This is a genomic window from Alphaproteobacteria bacterium (assembly GCA_037200005.1).
In the GTDB taxonomy this organism is placed as follows: domain Bacteria; phylum Pseudomonadota; class Alphaproteobacteria; order UBA9219; family RFNS01; genus JBBCGY01.
Genome location: JBBCGY010000002.1, coordinates 266,417 through 280,615 on the forward strand (window position 1 = coordinate 266,417; position 14,199 = coordinate 280,615).

Annotated in this window: 21 protein-coding genes, 1 tRNA gene and 1 pseudogene; 13 read left to right on the plus strand and 10 right to left on the minus strand. The window is 59.1% G+C overall.

Features of this window, described 5'->3' with window-relative positions:
• The first annotated feature begins 120 nt into the window (after window positions 1–120).
• Both WDO70_11005 and WDO70_11010 read left to right on the plus strand, forming a co-directional pair.
• A complete protein-coding gene (locus tag WDO70_11005) occupies window positions 121–270 on the plus strand; it encodes a hypothetical protein (GenBank protein ID MEJ0063694.1) in 150 nt (49 codons plus the stop codon).
• A 76-nt stretch (window positions 271–346) separates the two neighbouring features.
• Entirely contained in the window at window positions 347–661 is a 315-nt protein-coding gene (locus WDO70_11010) for a hypothetical protein (GenBank protein ID MEJ0063695.1), read from the plus strand.
• Between the two features lie 146 nt (window positions 662–807).
• On the opposite strand, the gene WDO70_11015 is transcribed toward WDO70_11010, so the two are convergent.
• Both WDO70_11015 and WDO70_11020 read right to left on the minus strand, forming a co-directional pair.
• Entirely contained in the window at window positions 808–1,605 is a 798-nt protein-coding gene (locus WDO70_11015) for a glycosyltransferase family A protein (GenBank protein ID MEJ0063696.1), read from the minus strand.
• Window positions 1,606–1,659: 54 nt separating this feature from the next.
• A complete protein-coding gene (locus WDO70_11020) occupies window positions 1,660–1,974 on the minus strand; it encodes a hypothetical protein (GenBank protein MEJ0063697.1) in 315 nt (104 codons plus the stop codon).
• Between WDO70_11020 and ubiA the strand changes: the two genes are divergently transcribed.
• Window positions 1,955–2,650: a 4-hydroxybenzoate octaprenyltransferase gene (gene ubiA / locus WDO70_11025; GenBank protein ID MEJ0063698.1), complete on the plus strand. Its 696-nt coding sequence runs from the start codon at window positions 1,955–1,957 to the stop codon at window positions 2,648–2,650. The two genes, WDO70_11020 and ubiA, sit on opposite strands and share 20 nt — an antisense overlap.
• On the opposite strand, the gene WDO70_11030 is transcribed toward ubiA, so the two are convergent.
• The 4 genes from WDO70_11030 to WDO70_11045 all read right to left on the minus strand — a co-directional run bounded on the left by WDO70_11030 (window position 2,651) and on the right by WDO70_11045 (window position 4,743).
• Window positions 2,651–2,977 carry a DUF1153 domain-containing protein gene (locus WDO70_11030; protein ID MEJ0063699.1) on the minus strand — a complete coding sequence of 109 codons (327 nt, stop codon included), beginning with the start codon at window positions 2,975–2,977 and terminating at the stop codon, window positions 2,651–2,653.
• Window positions 2,978–3,186: 209 nt separating this feature from the next.
• On the minus strand, window positions 3,187–3,948 hold the full coding sequence (locus tag WDO70_11035; GenBank protein ID MEJ0063700.1) for a hypothetical protein: 762 nt from the start codon (window positions 3,946–3,948) through the stop codon (window positions 3,187–3,189).
• Between the two features lie 80 nt (window positions 3,949–4,028).
• Window positions 4,029–4,319 carry a hypothetical protein gene (locus WDO70_11040; GenBank protein MEJ0063701.1) on the minus strand — a complete coding sequence of 97 codons (291 nt, stop codon included), beginning with the start codon at window positions 4,317–4,319 and terminating at the stop codon, window positions 4,029–4,031.
• A 127-nt stretch (window positions 4,320–4,446) separates the two neighbouring features.
• The gene (locus tag WDO70_11045) at window positions 4,447–4,743 is read right to left on the minus strand and encodes a hypothetical protein (GenBank protein ID MEJ0063702.1); all 297 of its coding nucleotides are present in this window, start codon (window positions 4,741–4,743) and stop codon (window positions 4,447–4,449) included.
• Window positions 4,744–4,960: 217 nt separating this feature from the next.
• Here WDO70_11045 and WDO70_11050 point away from each other — a divergent pair, with 217 nt between their 5' ends.
• Window positions 4,961–5,479, plus strand: coding sequence for a response regulator (locus tag WDO70_11050; protein MEJ0063703.1), 519 nt, complete (start codon window positions 4,961–4,963; stop codon window positions 5,477–5,479).
• Window positions 5,472–5,960, plus strand: coding sequence for a hypothetical protein (locus WDO70_11055; GenBank protein ID MEJ0063704.1), 489 nt, complete (start codon window positions 5,472–5,474; stop codon window positions 5,958–5,960). Before WDO70_11050 ends, WDO70_11055 begins: the two co-directional genes overlap by 8 nt.
• 174 nt (window positions 5,961–6,134) lie before the next feature.
• On the opposite strand, the gene WDO70_11060 is transcribed toward WDO70_11055, so the two are convergent.
• Window positions 6,135–6,209 (minus strand) — tRNA-Gln (locus WDO70_11060).
• 250 nt (window positions 6,210–6,459) lie between these two features.
• Here WDO70_11060 and WDO70_11065 point away from each other — a divergent pair.
• Window positions 6,460–6,912 carry a DUF1465 family protein gene (locus WDO70_11065; protein MEJ0063705.1) on the plus strand — a complete coding sequence of 151 codons (453 nt, stop codon included), beginning with the start codon at window positions 6,460–6,462 and terminating at the stop codon, window positions 6,910–6,912.
• Between the two features lie 50 nt (window positions 6,913–6,962).
• On the opposite strand, the gene WDO70_11070 is transcribed toward WDO70_11065, so the two are convergent.
• The 3 genes and pseudogenes from WDO70_11070 to rpmE form a co-directional block, all read right to left on the minus strand.
• Window positions 6,963–7,544, minus strand: coding sequence for a hypothetical protein (locus tag WDO70_11070; GenBank protein MEJ0063706.1), 582 nt, complete (start codon window positions 7,542–7,544; stop codon window positions 6,963–6,965).
• Between the two features lie 88 nt (window positions 7,545–7,632).
• Window positions 7,633–8,064, minus strand: a complete 432-nt coding sequence (locus WDO70_11075; protein MEJ0063707.1) for a hypothetical protein — start codon at window positions 8,062–8,064, stop codon at window positions 7,633–7,635.
• Between the two features lie 362 nt (window positions 8,065–8,426).
• Window positions 8,427–8,636, minus strand: a pseudogene (rpmE, locus tag WDO70_11080) (50S ribosomal protein L31).
• Window positions 8,637–8,809: 173 nt separating this feature from the next.
• Between rpmE and WDO70_11085 the strand changes: the two are divergent.
• The 7 genes from WDO70_11085 (at window position 8,810) to leuC (ending at window position 14,199) form a co-directional block, all read left to right on the plus strand.
• A complete protein-coding gene (locus WDO70_11085; protein ID MEJ0063708.1) occupies window positions 8,810–9,058 on the plus strand; it encodes a hypothetical protein in 249 nt (82 codons plus the stop codon).
• Between the two features lie 179 nt (window positions 9,059–9,237).
• Window positions 9,238–10,593: a signal recognition particle protein gene (gene ffh, locus WDO70_11090; protein MEJ0063709.1), complete on the plus strand. Its 1,356-nt coding sequence runs from the start codon at window positions 9,238–9,240 to the stop codon at window positions 10,591–10,593.
• 26 nt (window positions 10,594–10,619) lie between these two features.
• The gene (gene rpsP / locus WDO70_11095) at window positions 10,620–11,051 is read left to right on the plus strand and encodes a 30S ribosomal protein S16 (GenBank protein ID MEJ0063710.1); all 432 of its coding nucleotides are present in this window, start codon (window positions 10,620–10,622) and stop codon (window positions 11,049–11,051) included.
• Between the two features lie 15 nt (window positions 11,052–11,066).
• Window positions 11,067–11,606, plus strand: a complete 540-nt coding sequence (gene rimM / locus WDO70_11100) for a ribosome maturation factor RimM (GenBank protein ID MEJ0063711.1) — start codon at window positions 11,067–11,069, stop codon at window positions 11,604–11,606.
• Window positions 11,603–12,349 carry a tRNA (guanosine(37)-N1)-methyltransferase TrmD gene (gene trmD, locus WDO70_11105; GenBank protein MEJ0063712.1) on the plus strand — a complete coding sequence of 249 codons (747 nt, stop codon included), beginning with the start codon at window positions 11,603–11,605 and terminating at the stop codon, window positions 12,347–12,349. The genes rimM and trmD overlap by 4 nt, the downstream gene beginning before the upstream one ends.
• Window positions 12,346–12,768 carry a 50S ribosomal protein L19 gene (rplS, locus tag WDO70_11110; GenBank protein MEJ0063713.1) on the plus strand — a complete coding sequence of 141 codons (423 nt, stop codon included), beginning with the start codon at window positions 12,346–12,348 and terminating at the stop codon, window positions 12,766–12,768. The genes trmD and rplS overlap by 4 nt, the downstream gene beginning before the upstream one ends.
• A gap of 9 nt (window positions 12,769–12,777) precedes the next feature.
• Window positions 12,778–14,199 carry a 3-isopropylmalate dehydratase large subunit gene (gene leuC / locus WDO70_11115; protein ID MEJ0063714.1) on the plus strand — a complete coding sequence of 474 codons (1,422 nt, stop codon included), beginning with the start codon at window positions 12,778–12,780 and terminating at the stop codon, window positions 14,197–14,199.

Below are 14,199 nucleotides of genomic sequence, written 5' to 3' on the forward strand. Positions count from 1 at the left end.
CGGTGCCGACCATAACCAATTCGGCATCAGGCACTTCCGCGCGGACGCGGGCAAAACGCGTCTATGAGATATTGTCCGCCTTTTTTTTCCACCATCCTGCCGACATAGAGAATGCGGCGCTTGCGTTGCGCGACCGGGACCGTGCCAGGGCTGAATTTGTTCGGATCGATGCCGATATACCGCACCGTGATGCGCTCGGCCGGAATGCCCGAATTCTATCGCGCGGAGACGGACGGCTTCGCTCACGGCAATGAAGGAGACGCCAGCTGATGGCGAGGTCGAGCAATTTCTTGGGATACCGGCTCATGCCCTTCAAAACCTGGCTCTCCCAGAACTCACGATAAGTATGAATATCATAGCCATGCAGGGTCACGGCGATGGGCAGCCCAAGCTTGCGGAGAACGGGCCACCACACCACCGCATCAATGCCGAAATGCACATGGACAAGGGAAGCGGAGAACGATTTCAACCGGGCCGCAATGCCTGGAGACATGATGCCCATCTTCCAGAACAGCTTGCCGAGCTTGCCGGGAAAAAAGTTTTCGACGATATGAGGGTTCAGCCCGTCCAGCGGCAGGCCATGCACATTTTCATTGCCGACGAGAACGGCTTTCCACCGCCTGCAGGCGAGCATCTGCTCCGGATGAAGGTCTCCGAATAACCCAGGCAATTGGAGCGAACGACGAGAACTGTTTTCATTTTTATATATGCCCGTCTGCCTTCATGCGTATAGGCGCGTATGCGTTATACGTTACGCCGCAAAGTCCCGCCCACATGCCGAGCCGAAGGCGATCATGGAAAGCGCTTTTACGCCAACATGCTTGAATGCGGCACAAAATAAGAAGGCAGCATGATAAAACCCAAGGCAATCCGCCCGGTTCCCTTGACCGCGCGCAGCAGCAGCCGGGAAAACGGCGCATGATTCAGCCGTTCGCACAGGGCCAGCGTGTTGCCGTAGCGGAACTTCCGGCGCACGATCCATTCAAGGTTAACGCGGTTAGGAAAGACGTTTTCCGTCACGACGGCCCGCGCCGCGCCGGCGATTTTCAGCTCATATTTCTCCTGCGCCGTATAAAGGAAGAACTCGTCCTCGCCGCCCGCATGGTTAAAGCGCGGATCGAAGCGGTGTCCGGTGCGGCGCAGGAAATTGCAGGAGATCATGATATTGTTGCTGCCGCGAGAGAGGGCTTCGCTGCCGTCGTTCAGGATCGGCGGCGCGTCGAAGAAATGCCCCTTGCGCACCCAGTCCGGCGTCTCGGACGGCATCGCGTAGCGGATCGCGCCGCACACGCATTCTGCATTGGCTTCCCTTTGGGTTGTGATCATTTCGTCCAGCCAACGCTCGCTCGCCGTCTCATCGTCGTCGATGAAGCACAGGAAATCCGCCTGCCCTACGACTGTTTCGATAGCCGTGTTGCGAACATGCGAAAGCCCCTGCCGTGCTTCCGCGACATAGCGAAGCTTCAATGCGCCCCGCTTCAGAAAATCTTCATAGACCGCGCGCGCCGAACCTTCTCCATCATTATCGATGAGGACGACTTCCCACTCCGGCCTGCGTTTGAGGGCGAATTCCTGCCTTTCGAGCGACCGCAGCAGCAGACTCAGACTCTCCGGTCTTTATAAGTCGGGATGCAGATGGAGATGCGGAGATTCGTCATATCAGGCCTTCCCCGAAGAAATCGCCGCGCACATCGCGATGCTGGCGAAGATCAAGAATCCGCTCTGGCAGCAGAAGGAGACCGCTTGACGGCGGTTCACACCGATATCAACCAGCGCCACTGGCTTCTGGACGCTATGCCGTCCGCCTTGCGGCCCTACGCGCTTCTGGCGCGGTGGGATCGTCCGATAGGCACCTGGCTGCTGCTGCTGCCGTCCTGGTGGGCGATGGCCCTGGCGGCTGACGGATGGCCCGACATCGATTTGATGATGCTGTTCGCGGGCGGGCGCTGTCGCCATGAGGGGGGCGGGCTGCACGATCAACGACATCCTGGACCGCGACATCGACGCGCGGGTCGATCGCACGAAATCCCGCCCTTTGCCGAGCGGCAAGATTACGGTCTGGCAGGCGGTGGCTTTTCTCGCCTTCCAGGCCTTGCCGGCTGTCATGATCTTGGCGGAATTGCCGCGGCTGACGATATGGCTCGGCATGGCATCGCTGCCGCTGATTGCGATATACCCGTTGATGAAGCGCTTCACCTGGTGGCCGCAGCTTGTGCTGGGCATGATTTTCAACTGGGGCGTTCTGATGGGATGGGCGGCGGCGACCGGCAGTCTGTCGCCCGCCGCCTATGCGCTCTATCTCGGCGCGGTGATGTGGACGATGGTCTATGATACGATCTACGCGCACCAGGACAAGGAAGACGACAGGCTGGCGGGCGTCAAATCGACCGCCCTGTTGTTCGGCAAATGGTCGCGGCCGATTTTATTCGGATTCGCGGCGCTTAGCCTGGGTTTGCTGGCGGCGGCGGGCGCGATCGCCGGATTAGGCTGGGGTTTCTATGCGGGATTGGGCGGGGCGGCGATTTTTCTGCTGCGGCATTTGCGGGCATGGAAAATCGACGATCCGGCGGATTGCCTGAAAAGATTCCGCTCCAGCCGCGATTTCGGCCTGTTGGTGCTGGCCGCGATCATGCTCGGCAAGTTCTTCTGATTACTCCGCCGCGACCGCTTGATGGGCGATCTCTCTGGAATCGCGGTAATCCTTCAGCCGCGTGGCGCGCAAAGCCCGCTCGCCGTGATTGTCCATCAGCCGCACCCAGGATTTGAATTCCTCTTCCGATATCTGATAGCGGGAGCAGGCTTCCTCGACCGACAGCAGGCCGTCATGCACGCCCGCGACCACAGCGGCCTTGCGGCGCATGACCCAGCGTTTGGTGTCGGGAGGGGGCAGCTTGCCCAGTTCACGCTTATGCTCCGAAATGCGCACAATGCGGACGGTTTCGCCAGATGCAGGAATGGCGGCGTTGAAATGAGACATGACACTATGCTCCCTTAAAAATACGCAACGTGATGAAATCAAGATTAAGCCTATCCTGAGCCGCTTAAAAAAAAACTAATCCTGCCGCAAATACAATCGAATTGGCCGTAATTACGCGGAAATCATGGAAAAATAGAGTTTCCACGCCATGCCGCATAGGCCGGATTGCCGCGATCATTCATGTAGTTTTGGTTAAAAAGGGGGACAGCCTAGAGGCATAATCCGCCGATATGGCTTACGCGGAACCGGCTGTCGCCCCATGTCGCCGCCTTTTGGGCGGGCAGGCCGCTATCGCTCAGTATTTCATCGCCCCTGGAGAAGGCTTGCGCGTTCTCGCATCTTAGGCGTGGCAAGGCATTGCTGAGATTGTTGGCGGGTCCGAAAGTCGAGGCCAGATCGACGGCGCGACTCATGCGGATGAGCAAGCCGGCGCTTCGCCCGGTGAGATTTCTCGGCGCCGTTAGAGTGACGCCTTGAAACAGGCTGCGAGCGTAAGCGACAACCCCGTCATCGCGGGTTTCGGCGTCGGCGGGCGAGAAAAGAGGCGTGTCGAGTATGGGATAATCCAGATCGATGCTTTGCCGGGCGTAGTCGGATGCCATCCTCATCAAGGTGGCGCGATTTTGAGCCTTCACTGCCGCGCCGAAACCTGGTTTTGTCCTCATATCATTGGCTAGAAGCCTCAGGGAAGTTCCCGTATTGTGGCCTGTATCGCCGAAGCCGACTATAAGAAAATCGCGCGTATCAGCCATGGTTTCCAGTTTTTCCGCCATGTCTTCTTCGTCGTTTTTAATGCGGATTAATCCCCAATAGGTATCGCTGATCGCTTCAATGCGGCGATTATACATAAGGTCGGTTTCCCATGAGGGCCGCATAAACCCTTTTAGGCAATGGCCGTACTCATGCAGGCGAATGAATTGGCCTCTGTCGGCGATATCGAGCCTGAGCTTGAATGCCGGGGATATCGGCACGATGGAATTTTTTTCGATAAGTGCCGAAAGAGGCTTCCCGCTCGATAGAGCAACGCAGCGGTAAGAAGGGTCGGCAGGGTCTAATACTGACTTGACAGCGTAACCGAAAGATTATGAAGCGCTTGGTCGTTATTGAGAACGGAATTTTCCGATGCGCGGGTTTTCATCTGGCGCAGCGTGGTCGTGATAGCATTGACCTCGGTTTGTCGCGCCCCGCGTTTGGAAAGTTTTTTTTCGACATCGGCGATAAGCTTGTCGGGATCGTCATAAGCGCCGGAATTGATCTCCAGGATACGGTCTTCGAGGCTAAGGCTGGGGGGAGGAGCGGACTTCCTGAAATGGGCGCAATTCGCCGTTGTCGCCGCAAGCAAAACCGGAGCGGCGATGCGCCATAGGCGCTGGATGAAAGGGTGCCCGATATAGCGATTTTTGGGGGTGGGTGGTTTCTTCGGAGGCCGCCTTGCGTTTCTGCGCGGAAAGCTGCCTGGCCATTTTCTGTTACCGCAGCCTGTGAAGGCCGTCGGTGATGCGCACCGGCCTTTTCTCTTCGATTTCCGCGACGATCAGGTCATAGCCCGCCCGTAGCGATTCGATGGCGCTGGCGCCCAAAGTGAAGCGCTGATGCATGGGGCAATGCGATTCGTCATAGATGGTCAGAATTTGTCCCGTCAGCGCGTAGCTTTTGGGCGCGGCGCTCAGAGCTTGGGAAAGAAGCACAAGCTGGCCGTTTTCGCTGATGAAGACGGCGGCTTCTTCCAAAGAGTCCGGAGACGCCGCTTGCGGGGCATGGAGCATGAAGACATCCAGCGCATGATTTCCGAAGGCGCATAACCCTAATCATGCCATGGTGAAAATTTCGAGGTGAAAATGGGCCGCTTTGCTTCGCGCATGAGTTGCGAGCCGCGGATCGCGCAGCATGAAAACCATGCCGTTAGCATTTCTTAACCAGCGCCTTTTACAATAAATATCCCCGCACGATGCCTAACAAATATGCCACTCAGGCCAAAACGGCATGGATCAAGACAGCCTTAAAGACATCCGCGTTTTGACGGTCGACGACGAAAGGCTCATTCGCGATCTCGTGCGCGACGTGCTCATGAGTCTCGGGTTTCGCGACATCACGCAATTGAACAGCGGACGCCAGGCGATAGACGCCGTCTCGACCTTTTCATTCGATTTTATCATCACCGACTGGCGCATGAAGGATTTAGATGGCATCGATCTTATCCGTTACGTCCGCCGTTCGCCGCAATGCCGCTGCCCGCACGTACCGATCATTCTGCTTACCGGAAACACCGAAGCGCATTACGTGCTTGAAGCGCGCGACGCGGGTGTCAACGAATATATGATCAAGCCTTTTTCCGCCGAGCAACTGGTGCGCCGCATTCGCTCGATCATCGAGAAGCCGCGCAGCTTCGTCGTGACGCCGACATATAGCGGACCCGACAGGCGGCGCAGCAACCAGCCGCCGCCCCAGGGCCGAGATCGCCGCAAGAGAAAACCTAAACCGTCCGGAGGACGATATGGCTGAACAGAATGACGATAGCGTCAAAGTCTATGAACCGGACCATTCGTTGCATAATAGGATCGGCAAGGGCACGCTCGACCAGGTATTGTCGAAGGAAGCTGTCGCTCACGCCGAACAAGCGATTCAGCAGTCATCGGACAAGTTCGCCGAAGAGTGCAAGCAGCGGCTCGAAGCCCTGGAAGCCAGCTATGCCGCCCTGCAGCAGAGCCCGGAGATGGATGCGGTGCTGCTGGCGCCGGTGATCGACGCGGCTTTCTCGATCAAAATCGCGGCGGCGCAGAGCGGTTACGATCTCGCCTCGGCCATCGCGAAATCTTTGCATCTGCATTGCGAGAATCTCGGATTCGCCGAGCTTTCGCCGAAAAATATGGACGTCATCGCCTGGCATATTTCAAGCATCCGGCATCTGCTGAACAATAAAATCAAGGGGACGGGCGGATCCATCGGCGCCGCCATCATGGGAGAGATTCAGAAGCTGGGGTGAGGGGTAAGATTAGTCGCTTCTTTGCGAAGGCTCTTCCTGAATGCGATTGGCCGTATGTTGGGATTTTCGATCATTATGATCTGCAATCCGCTGCTTTAAGTCAGCAGTAGCGCCACTGCTTCGCCCTAACGGTCTACGGTGGCTGCGCCACGCGTAGCCCGTAAGGGCGAAGCGTGGTTGGGGCGGGAGGGATCGAACCTCCGAATGACGGAATCAAAATCCGTTGCCTTACCGCTTGGCGACGCCCCAATAGAATCGATTCTTTGCAAATTATGGCTCGATTCGACCGATGAATTAACCATTCTTCGCTAAGAAGCATAGAAGCGCGGAAACTAGCCCGGTCAAGGACTTGGCGCAAGCATTTCAATGAAAAATGCGCTTTCGGGGCATGGATTTCTTACGAATGGCGCTGTCATCTAAGACAATCTTAAGCATTCCATGTCATAGTGGCTCCAATCCAGAAAACAAAAAACATGACACACAATATCTTGGGAAAACGATGGCCAAGCCTGAAAGCCTTATCGATAAGACGTTTGCCGAGGGCATGGCCCTTACGGTGGAAGCGCGCAATTATATCGCCTTTCACGAGCAGGCGGATCGGCGGATGCTTGACCTTCCCGGCTGCCTGCATGTCGGCTATCAGCATACGCGGGTTTCGGCCCGGCTGATTCAGGTGATGACCTGGCTGCTGGCGATGAAGGCGTATTTGTCGGGCGAGATTACCCGCGAGCAGTTCATCTCGCCGCAATTCGCGCTGGCGGGCGGCAATGAATGCATAGACCCCAGCGGGCCTGAGCTTGTCGACGAATTGCCGCAGGGATTGCGCAGCCTGCTCGATCGCAGCCATAAATTATACAGCCGCGTCCAGCGCCTCGACGAGATGGTGCGTTCGCGCATGGCGGATGAAGAAGCCGAAAAAAGCAAAAGCAAATTCGGCTTGCGGCTAGCCTGATCCTCGTCCTGCCTCATTGTTATTGTCCGGATTGCGCGCGCTCTTGATGATTAAGCGGGCTGAGGCTTTCCGCCATTCGCTCTTGGCCCGAATACCGAGCGCACCCGCTCCGGGATCGGGCGGTTCGCCGCCGCTTCGCTGCGCTCGGCGAAACCCGGCGTGACGTAGTCGGGAAATTTCGCGCTGAAGGCCATGACATTCGCCGCGAATGCCGGATCGTCGATAATCGCGGGATTGGCTCCGATGATTTCTCCGAGCATGTTCATAGTCCTGATAACCAATCCCCGCGCCTGGCTGGATTCGCTCATGAGACGTTTGGCTTCAGGGCTTGCGCGCGACGGGGAGCCGGCATTCGCGCCGCTTGCGCCGCGCGAGGCCAGCTCCGCTTCCCGCGCCGCATAGCCTAAGACCCGGTTCGCCAAGGCCGGCGTGCATGCCGCCCCGGCTTCCTCGCGTCCCGTCATTTCCGCGGCCAGTATCTTCATGGACTCGATGGCATAGATTTTACCCATCCATTCCTGGCCGTGAGAATCTTCGCCATAGGGGCCGGTATAGGGGCGTTCGACCACAGCCATGTGTTCGGAAGCCGCGACCGAAAAACGGGTTATGGATTTTTGCTGGATGTCGCTCATAATGGCTTTATTTCAAATATAAACGCACGCGGCCGAAATTCGACGCTCAATAATGACCCATATTATTTTAAGATGCGCTTAAAGCGCCTTAAGCAGGCCGAGGATTTCCGCCATTGGCTCTCGGGCCGAATACCGAACGCACCCGCTCCGGGGCCGGGCGCTCGGGAGGATTCGCCGCCGCTTCGCTGCGCTCGACGAAATCGGTCGTCAGAAGCCAGGGAAATCTTTCGCTAAAATCCACGGCCTTCGACGCGAAATTTTGGTCGGCGATGATGGCGGGATTCGCTCTGATGAATTCGCCGAGCGTGCTCAGCACGCGGCACGTCATGGTTTGTGCTTCGGCAGATTCGCATTCGCCGTCGATCGTTTCCTGGTTCCTTGGATCTTGGCCGCTGCTTGGTATCGCGCGCATGCTGAAGCTTGCCTGCTGCGCGGCGTAGTCCATAAGCTGGTTGGCAAGGGCCGGCGTGAAAGTGGCGGACCCGCCTTCATCGTCTCCTGCTGCGGCGCGCGCCGACATTTGGAGATGCTCCAAAGCCCTTTTTTTATTTTTCCATTCTTGAAAATGAATATCTTCCCCGCCCATGCGAGAATGATCTCGCCCATAAGGAACCGTATAGGGCGCTGTAACTGTCGCCACGTTCGCGGCAGCCTGGGCCTGATGGGCGGATGCGTAATCGTTCATAATAAAACTCTGCAATATCGTTTGCCGGAACAGGCCGTCACGGCGGACATTAATGTGTCCGCCGCGTCATCGCGATTTTATGACGTCTTTTTTTCTTTCTTCTTCACCGGGCCGGTGGTCATTTTGATTTTCGGCTCGGCTGTTGCCGCGGCGGCGACCGGAGCTTCGTCGGCATTGGCCGCGTCCTTGGAAGCGGTGATGCCCGCAAAGCGCTTGTTGAACTTCGCCAGCTGGCCGCCGCGATCGACCATGCGATGCTGCCCCGTCCATGCCGGATGCGTCTTGGGGTCGATGTCGAGACGCATCGTGTCGCCCGGCTTGCCCCAGGTGGTACGAGTCTTGAATTCGACGCCGTCGGTCATGACGACGGTAATTTCATGATAAGCGGGGTGAATTTCTGATTTCATAGTCTTGATCCTCGTTAGATTTATGAGTCTTTTAGGCCACAGCCGTAATCCTTTGCAAGAAATTACTCACAGATGTTTTATACTTTCGGAAATCTGTGTTAATATCCCTTAACTAAACTGGTTCCTTCAGAACGCTTTCAAGGTATGGAAACAGACAAAAGAGGGAGAGCATCATGGCCAAAAATTACAAATTAGCGATCGTCGCGGGCGGCTTAGTGGGCTGCGCCGTTGCCGTACGGGCCGAACTTAAGGGCCTCGCCAATGATAACAAACGGCAGTTTTCCCTCAAGAATGTCTCCTATCTATCTGTTCCGCCTCAAGAAAGTCAATGGCCTGCCGGGCTGAAGCTCTACACCGCCGTTTTGATGAATGTCGAGCGCGGCGAGACGCTGGTTAAGGTAACCTACCCGCTGGCGGGCTGATCGGCCACGGCGTCCCACGCCGTCATTGACTCCATCCCCTGTTCATCGCTAGAAACTAGACATATCCCAAGACTTTCGAGTTTTGAGGGTTGCCGTCTCCGGGTTCGCCTGGAACGGGAATCTCGGCCAGTCCGCGTGATCGCGCACTGGCCCGTTTTTGCGTGGTTTAAGGCTAGAGAATGTTTGAGAATTTAACCGGCAAACTGGGCGATATCTTTTCGCGCCTGACGAAACGCGGCAGCATTAACGAAGCCGACGTCGCCGAAGTCATGCGCGAAATCCGCATCGCGCTGCTGGAGGCCGATGTCGCCCTGCCGGTGGTCAAGGATTTCACCGCCAAGGTCACGCAGCGCGCGATAGGGCATGAAGTCCTGCGCTCGATCACGCCGGGGCAGCAGGTCGTCAAGATCGTCCATGACTGCCTGCGCGAACTGCTCGGCGAAGAATCCGTTCCGCTCAACCTCAACGCCGTGCCGCCGGTTTCGATCATGCTGGTCGGCTTGCAGGGCGCGGGCAAGACCACGACGGCGGCCAAGCTGGCGCGTCATCTGCAGGACAAGGAACGCAAGAAAGTCTTGATGGCGTCGCTCGATACGCGCCGTCCGGCGGCGCAGGAGCAGTTGGCCATTCTCGGCCAACAGACCGGCGTCGCCACGCTGCCGATCATCGCCGGACAAGCGCCGCAGGAAATCGCGATGCGCGCCATCGATACCGCGCGGCGCGAGGGTTTCGATATCGTCATTCACGATACCGCCGGACGCCTTTCCATCGACACCGAGCTGATGGCCGAAGTCGCCGCGATCAAGGCCGGCGTGAAACCTCAAGAGGTTTTGCTGGTGGCCGACGCGATGCTGGGCCAGGACGCGGTCAATGTCGCGCAACGTTTCCACGAGGATGTCGGCATCACCGGCATCGTGCTGACGCGCATCGACGGCGATGCGCGCGGCGGCGCGGCGCTGTCGCTGCGCTCGGTCACGGGGCAGCCGATCAAGTTCCTCGGCACCGGCGAAAAAACCGATGCGCTGGAAGTATTCCATCCCGACCGCCTGGCGAACCGGATTCTCGATCTCGGCGATGTCGTGTCGCTGGTCGAGAAGGCGGCGGAGAGCATCGATCGCGACGCCGCAGAAAAGCTGGCCGCGAAGCTGCAAAAGGGTGATTTCGATTTCGACGATATGGCGGAGCAGTTCAAGCAGATGCGCCGCATGGGCGGCATGAGCGGCATGCTCAATCTTCTGCCCGGCGTCGGCAAGATCAAGGAGCAGATGAAGAGCGCCAATGTCGATGACAGCATGCTCAAGCGCCAGGAAGCGATCATCGGCTCCATGACCAGGATCGAGCGGCGGGATGTCGGCGTGCTGAACGCCTCGCGCCGCCGCCGCATCGCCTTGGGTTCCGGCGTGGATGTCGCCGACGTGAATCGTCTCGTGAAACAATATCTGCAAATGCGCGACATGATGAAGCAGATGAAGAAAATGGGGCAGAAGGGCTTTATGCGCAATCTGCCGCAAATGCTGGGGAAAGCTAAAAACTGAATTTCAACCACTGAAGGAGTACAACAATGCCACTCGTTATGCGTATGACCCGTCACGGCGCCAAGCGTCGTCCCTTTTATCACATCGTCGTGGCCGACAGCCGCAGCCCGCGCGACGGCCGCTTCATCGAGAAGATCGGCACCTATAACCCGACGCTCGCGAACGACAATCCCGAGCGCGTGAAGCTCGACGCCGAGCGCGTCAAGCATTGGATCAGCAAGGGCGCGCAGCCGAGCGACCGCGTCGCCCGCTTCCTGTTCGCCGCCAGCCTGGGGCCGAAGCCGAAATTCTCGGAATCGCCCAAGAAATCCGCGCCCAAGGCCAAGGCGCAGGAACGCGTAAAGCTGGAAGCCGAAGCCGCGAAGGCCGCCGCTGAAGCCGCCGCCGCTCCTGCTCCGGCTCCCGCTCCTGTCGAGGCTCCTGCCGCCGAAGCTCCGGCGGAAGAAGCTCAGGCCTAAGCGCGGAAAGAGACGATGGATCGGCAACGTAAAATCTGCGTAGGAAAAATCACGGGCGCGCATGGCTTGCGCGGCCTGGTGCGCCTGCGCAGTTTTACGGAAAATCCTGAAGCCATCGCCGCCTATGCGCTGACCGGCGCGGACGGCAAGCCGGTGAAGGTGACGCTGAAATCGCCGATGGGCGAGGAGTTCATCGCCGAGATCGAGGGCGTGAATACGCGTCATGCGGCTCAGGCCATGCGCGGCGCGGAGCTTTTCACCGACCGCGATGCTTTGCCGCCCGCCGGAGAGCGCGAATATTACCGCGCCGATCTTGTCGGCCTTCGGGTCGAGGATGCGGCGGGCGCGGCCATCGGCACGATCATCGCGCTGCATGATTTCGGGGCGGGCAGCTTTCTTGAAATCAAGCTGACGGGCGGCAATACGGCGATGCTGCCGTTCCGCGACGCCTTCGTGCCGACGGTTGATATCGCCGCCGGGCGCGTGGTGGTCACGCCGCCCGCCGACTGGCTGGAGACGCCGAAGCAGGAAAGCCAGGGAAAGGGGGCTGCATGACGAACGTATCAAGTCCCGCCCTGCGCTTTACGGTGCTGACGCTGTTCCCGGAAATGTTTCCCGGAACCGCCGGGCACAGCCTGCCGGGCAAGGCGCTGGCGGAGAAATTATGGACGCTGGATACCGTGAATATCCGCGATTTCTCGACCGATAATCACCAGAGCGTCGATGACGCGCCCTATGGCGGCGGCGCGGGCATGGTGATGCGGCCCGATATCGTTTCGGCGGCGATGCGCGGGGCCGAGGAGCGTCATGGCAAGGCAGCGCGGCGGATTTACCTGTCGCCGCGCGGCAAATTGCTCGATCAGGCGATGGTGAAAGATTTAGCCGCCGCCGGTTCGGTCATGCTATTATGCGGACGTTATGAAGGGCTGGACGAGCGGGTGATTGAAGCGGAAAATCTTGAAGAGGTCAGCCTGGGCGATTTCGTCCTGGCAGGCGGCGAGGTCGCGGCGATGGCCTTGATCGAGGCTTGCGCCCGCCTTTTGCCCGGCGTCGTGGGCAATGACGAGACGACGGCGGAGGAAAGCTTCGAGCACGGATTGCTCGAATATCCGCATTATACCCGGCCGGCGGTATGGGAAGGCCGCGCCGTGCCGCCCGTGCTGATGTCCGGCCATCACGAGAAAATTCGCGCCTGGCGCCGGAGCGAGTCCGAGCGCCTGACGCAATATCGCCGCCCCGATCTATGGCGGCGTTATCAATCCATTCAACCAAGCTTAACAAAGGAGAAGGCATCATGAACTTACTGCAGACAATCGAACAGGAGCAGCTCGACAAGCTCGCCGCGATCACCAAGGTCCCGGCCTTCAGCGTCGGCGACCTCCTCAAGGTCAATGTCAAGGTGGTCGAAGGCACGCGCGAGCGTATCCAGGCCTATGAAGGCATCTGCATCGCGCGGCGGAACGCGGGCGTGAACTCGTCCTTCACCGTGCGCAAGATTTCGTACGGCGAAGGCGTCGAGCGCGTGTTTCCGCTTTACAGCCCCCGGCTTGAGTCGGTCGAACTCGTCCGCAAGGGCGATGTGAGCCGCGCCAAGCTGTATTATCTGCGCGACCGCCGCGGCAAATCCGCCCGCATCGCCGAGCGCACCACCGGTCACGGCATGGGCGCCGCTCCGGCCATGGGCGAAGAAGCCGCCGCCGCTGCCGTCATCGAGTGATCTGAAGCGATGTCAGAAAAGCCAAGAACGCTTTATGACAAGATTTGGGATAGCCATGTCGTCATGCGGCAGCAGGACGGCACGGCGATCCTCTATATCGACCGGCATCTGGTGCATGAAGTAACCAGCCCGCAGGCCTTCGCCGGCCTGCGCGCGGCGGGCAGGAAGCCCCGGCGGACGAACGCGGCCCTGGCGGTCGTGGATCATAACGTGCCGACCGACAGCGCGCGGCAGCAGGCGATCCGCGATCCCGAATCCCGGCTCCAGGTCGAAACGCTCGGCCAAAACGTGGCCGAGGCGGGCATCACCTATTTCGATATTCACGATACGCGCCAGGGCATCGTGCATATCATCGGGCCGGAGCAGGGATTCACGCAGCCCGGAACCACCATTGTCTGCGGCGACAGCCATACGTCCACCCATGGCGCGTTCGGCGCGCTGGCTTTCGGTATCGGCACGTCCGAGGTCGAGCATGTGCTGGCGACGCAGACTTTATTGCTGCGTCCCGCGAAAAATATGTGCGTGATGGTCAACGGCAAGCTTCCGCCCGGCGTCACGGCCAAGGATATGGTGCTCGCCATCGTCGGAAAAATCGGCACCGCGGGCGGCAACGGCCACGTCATCGAATTCTCGGGCGATGCCGTGCGCGCGCTCAGCATGGAAGGCCGGATGACGGTCTGCAACATGTCGATCGAGGCCGGAGCGCGGGCGGGCATGGTCGCGCCCGACGAAACCACTTTTGCCTATCTCAAAGGCCGCCCCTATGCGCCCCAAGGAGAGGACTGGGATCGCGCCGTCGCTTATTGGCGCAGCCTGCCGAGCGACGCGGGCGCGGTCTATGACAAAGAAGTCGTTCTGGATGCCTCGGCCATCGCGCCTTATGTGACCTGGGGCACGTCGCCGGAAGATGCGCTGCCGATTACCGGCGCCGTGCCCGATCCCGCCACCGCCAACGATGCGGGCAGGCGCGCGGCGATGCAAAGATCGCTCGATTATATGGGACTCAAGCCCGGCATGAAGCTCGAGGATATTGCCATCGACAAAGTCTTTATCGGCTCCTGCACCAATGCCCGGATCGAGGATTTGCGCGCCGCCGCCGCCGTGGCGCGTGGGCATAAAGTGGCGGCCAATATCTACGCCATGGTCGTGCCCGGCTCCGGCCTCGTCAAAAAGCAGGCCGAACAAGAGGGGCTGGATCGCATTTTCAAGGAGGCGGGCTTCGACTGGCGCGAGCCGGGATGCTCCATGTGCCTCGCCATGAATGAAGACCGGCTGCAGCCCGGCGAACGCTGCGCTTCGACGTCCAACCGCAATTTCGAGGGACGGCAGGGCAGGGGCGGGCGCACGCATCTGCTTTCTCCCGCCATGGCCGTCGCGGCGGCCGTAACCGGCCATCTTACCGACGTGCGCAATCTACCGGAGGCGAGGTAA

Bases quoted from the DNA above. Each gene is read 5' to 3' on its own strand.
- WDO70_11065 (MEJ0063705.1), top strand. From the start codon at position 6,460: ATGGCCAAGCCTGAAAGCCTTATCGATAAGACGTTTGCCGAGGGCATG.
- WDO70_11055 (MEJ0063704.1), top strand. From the start codon at position 5,472: ATGGCTGAACAGAATGACGATAGCGTCAAAGTCTATGAACCGGACCAT.
- rpsP (MEJ0063710.1), top strand. From the start codon at position 10,620: ATGCCACTCGTTATGCGTATGACCCGTCACGGCGCCAAGCGTCGTCCC.
- WDO70_11045 (MEJ0063702.1), bottom strand. From the start codon at position 4,743: ATGCTCCATGCCCCGCAAGCGGCGTCTCCGGACTCTTTGGAAGAAGCC.
- WDO70_11085 (MEJ0063708.1), top strand. From the start codon at position 8,810: ATGGCCAAAAATTACAAATTAGCGATCGTCGCGGGCGGCTTAGTGGGC.
- rimM (MEJ0063711.1), top strand. From the start codon at position 11,067: ATGGATCGGCAACGTAAAATCTGCGTAGGAAAAATCACGGGCGCGCAT.
- leuC (MEJ0063714.1), top strand. From the start codon at position 12,778: ATGTCAGAAAAGCCAAGAACGCTTTATGACAAGATTTGGGATAGCCAT.
- WDO70_11030 (MEJ0063699.1), bottom strand. From the start codon at position 2,977: ATGTCTCATTTCAACGCCGCCATTCCTGCATCTGGCGAAACCGTCCGC.
- WDO70_11070 (MEJ0063706.1), bottom strand. From the start codon at position 7,544: ATGAGCGACATCCAGCAAAAATCCATAACCCGTTTTTCGGTCGCGGCT.
- ffh (MEJ0063709.1), top strand. From the start codon at position 9,238: ATGTTTGAGAATTTAACCGGCAAACTGGGCGATATCTTTTCGCGCCTG.
- trmD (MEJ0063712.1), top strand. From the start codon at position 11,603: ATGACGAACGTATCAAGTCCCGCCCTGCGCTTTACGGTGCTGACGCTG.
- ubiA (MEJ0063698.1), top strand. From the start codon at position 1,955: ATGAGGGGGGCGGGCTGCACGATCAACGACATCCTGGACCGCGACATC.
- WDO70_11050 (MEJ0063703.1), top strand. From the start codon at position 4,961: ATGGATCAAGACAGCCTTAAAGACATCCGCGTTTTGACGGTCGACGAC.
- WDO70_11010 (MEJ0063695.1), top strand. From the start codon at position 347: ATGAATATCATAGCCATGCAGGGTCACGGCGATGGGCAGCCCAAGCTT.
- rplS (MEJ0063713.1), top strand. From the start codon at position 12,346: ATGAACTTACTGCAGACAATCGAACAGGAGCAGCTCGACAAGCTCGCC.
- WDO70_11075 (MEJ0063707.1), bottom strand. From the start codon at position 8,064: ATGTCGGCGCGCGCCGCAGCAGGAGACGATGAAGGCGGGTCCGCCACT.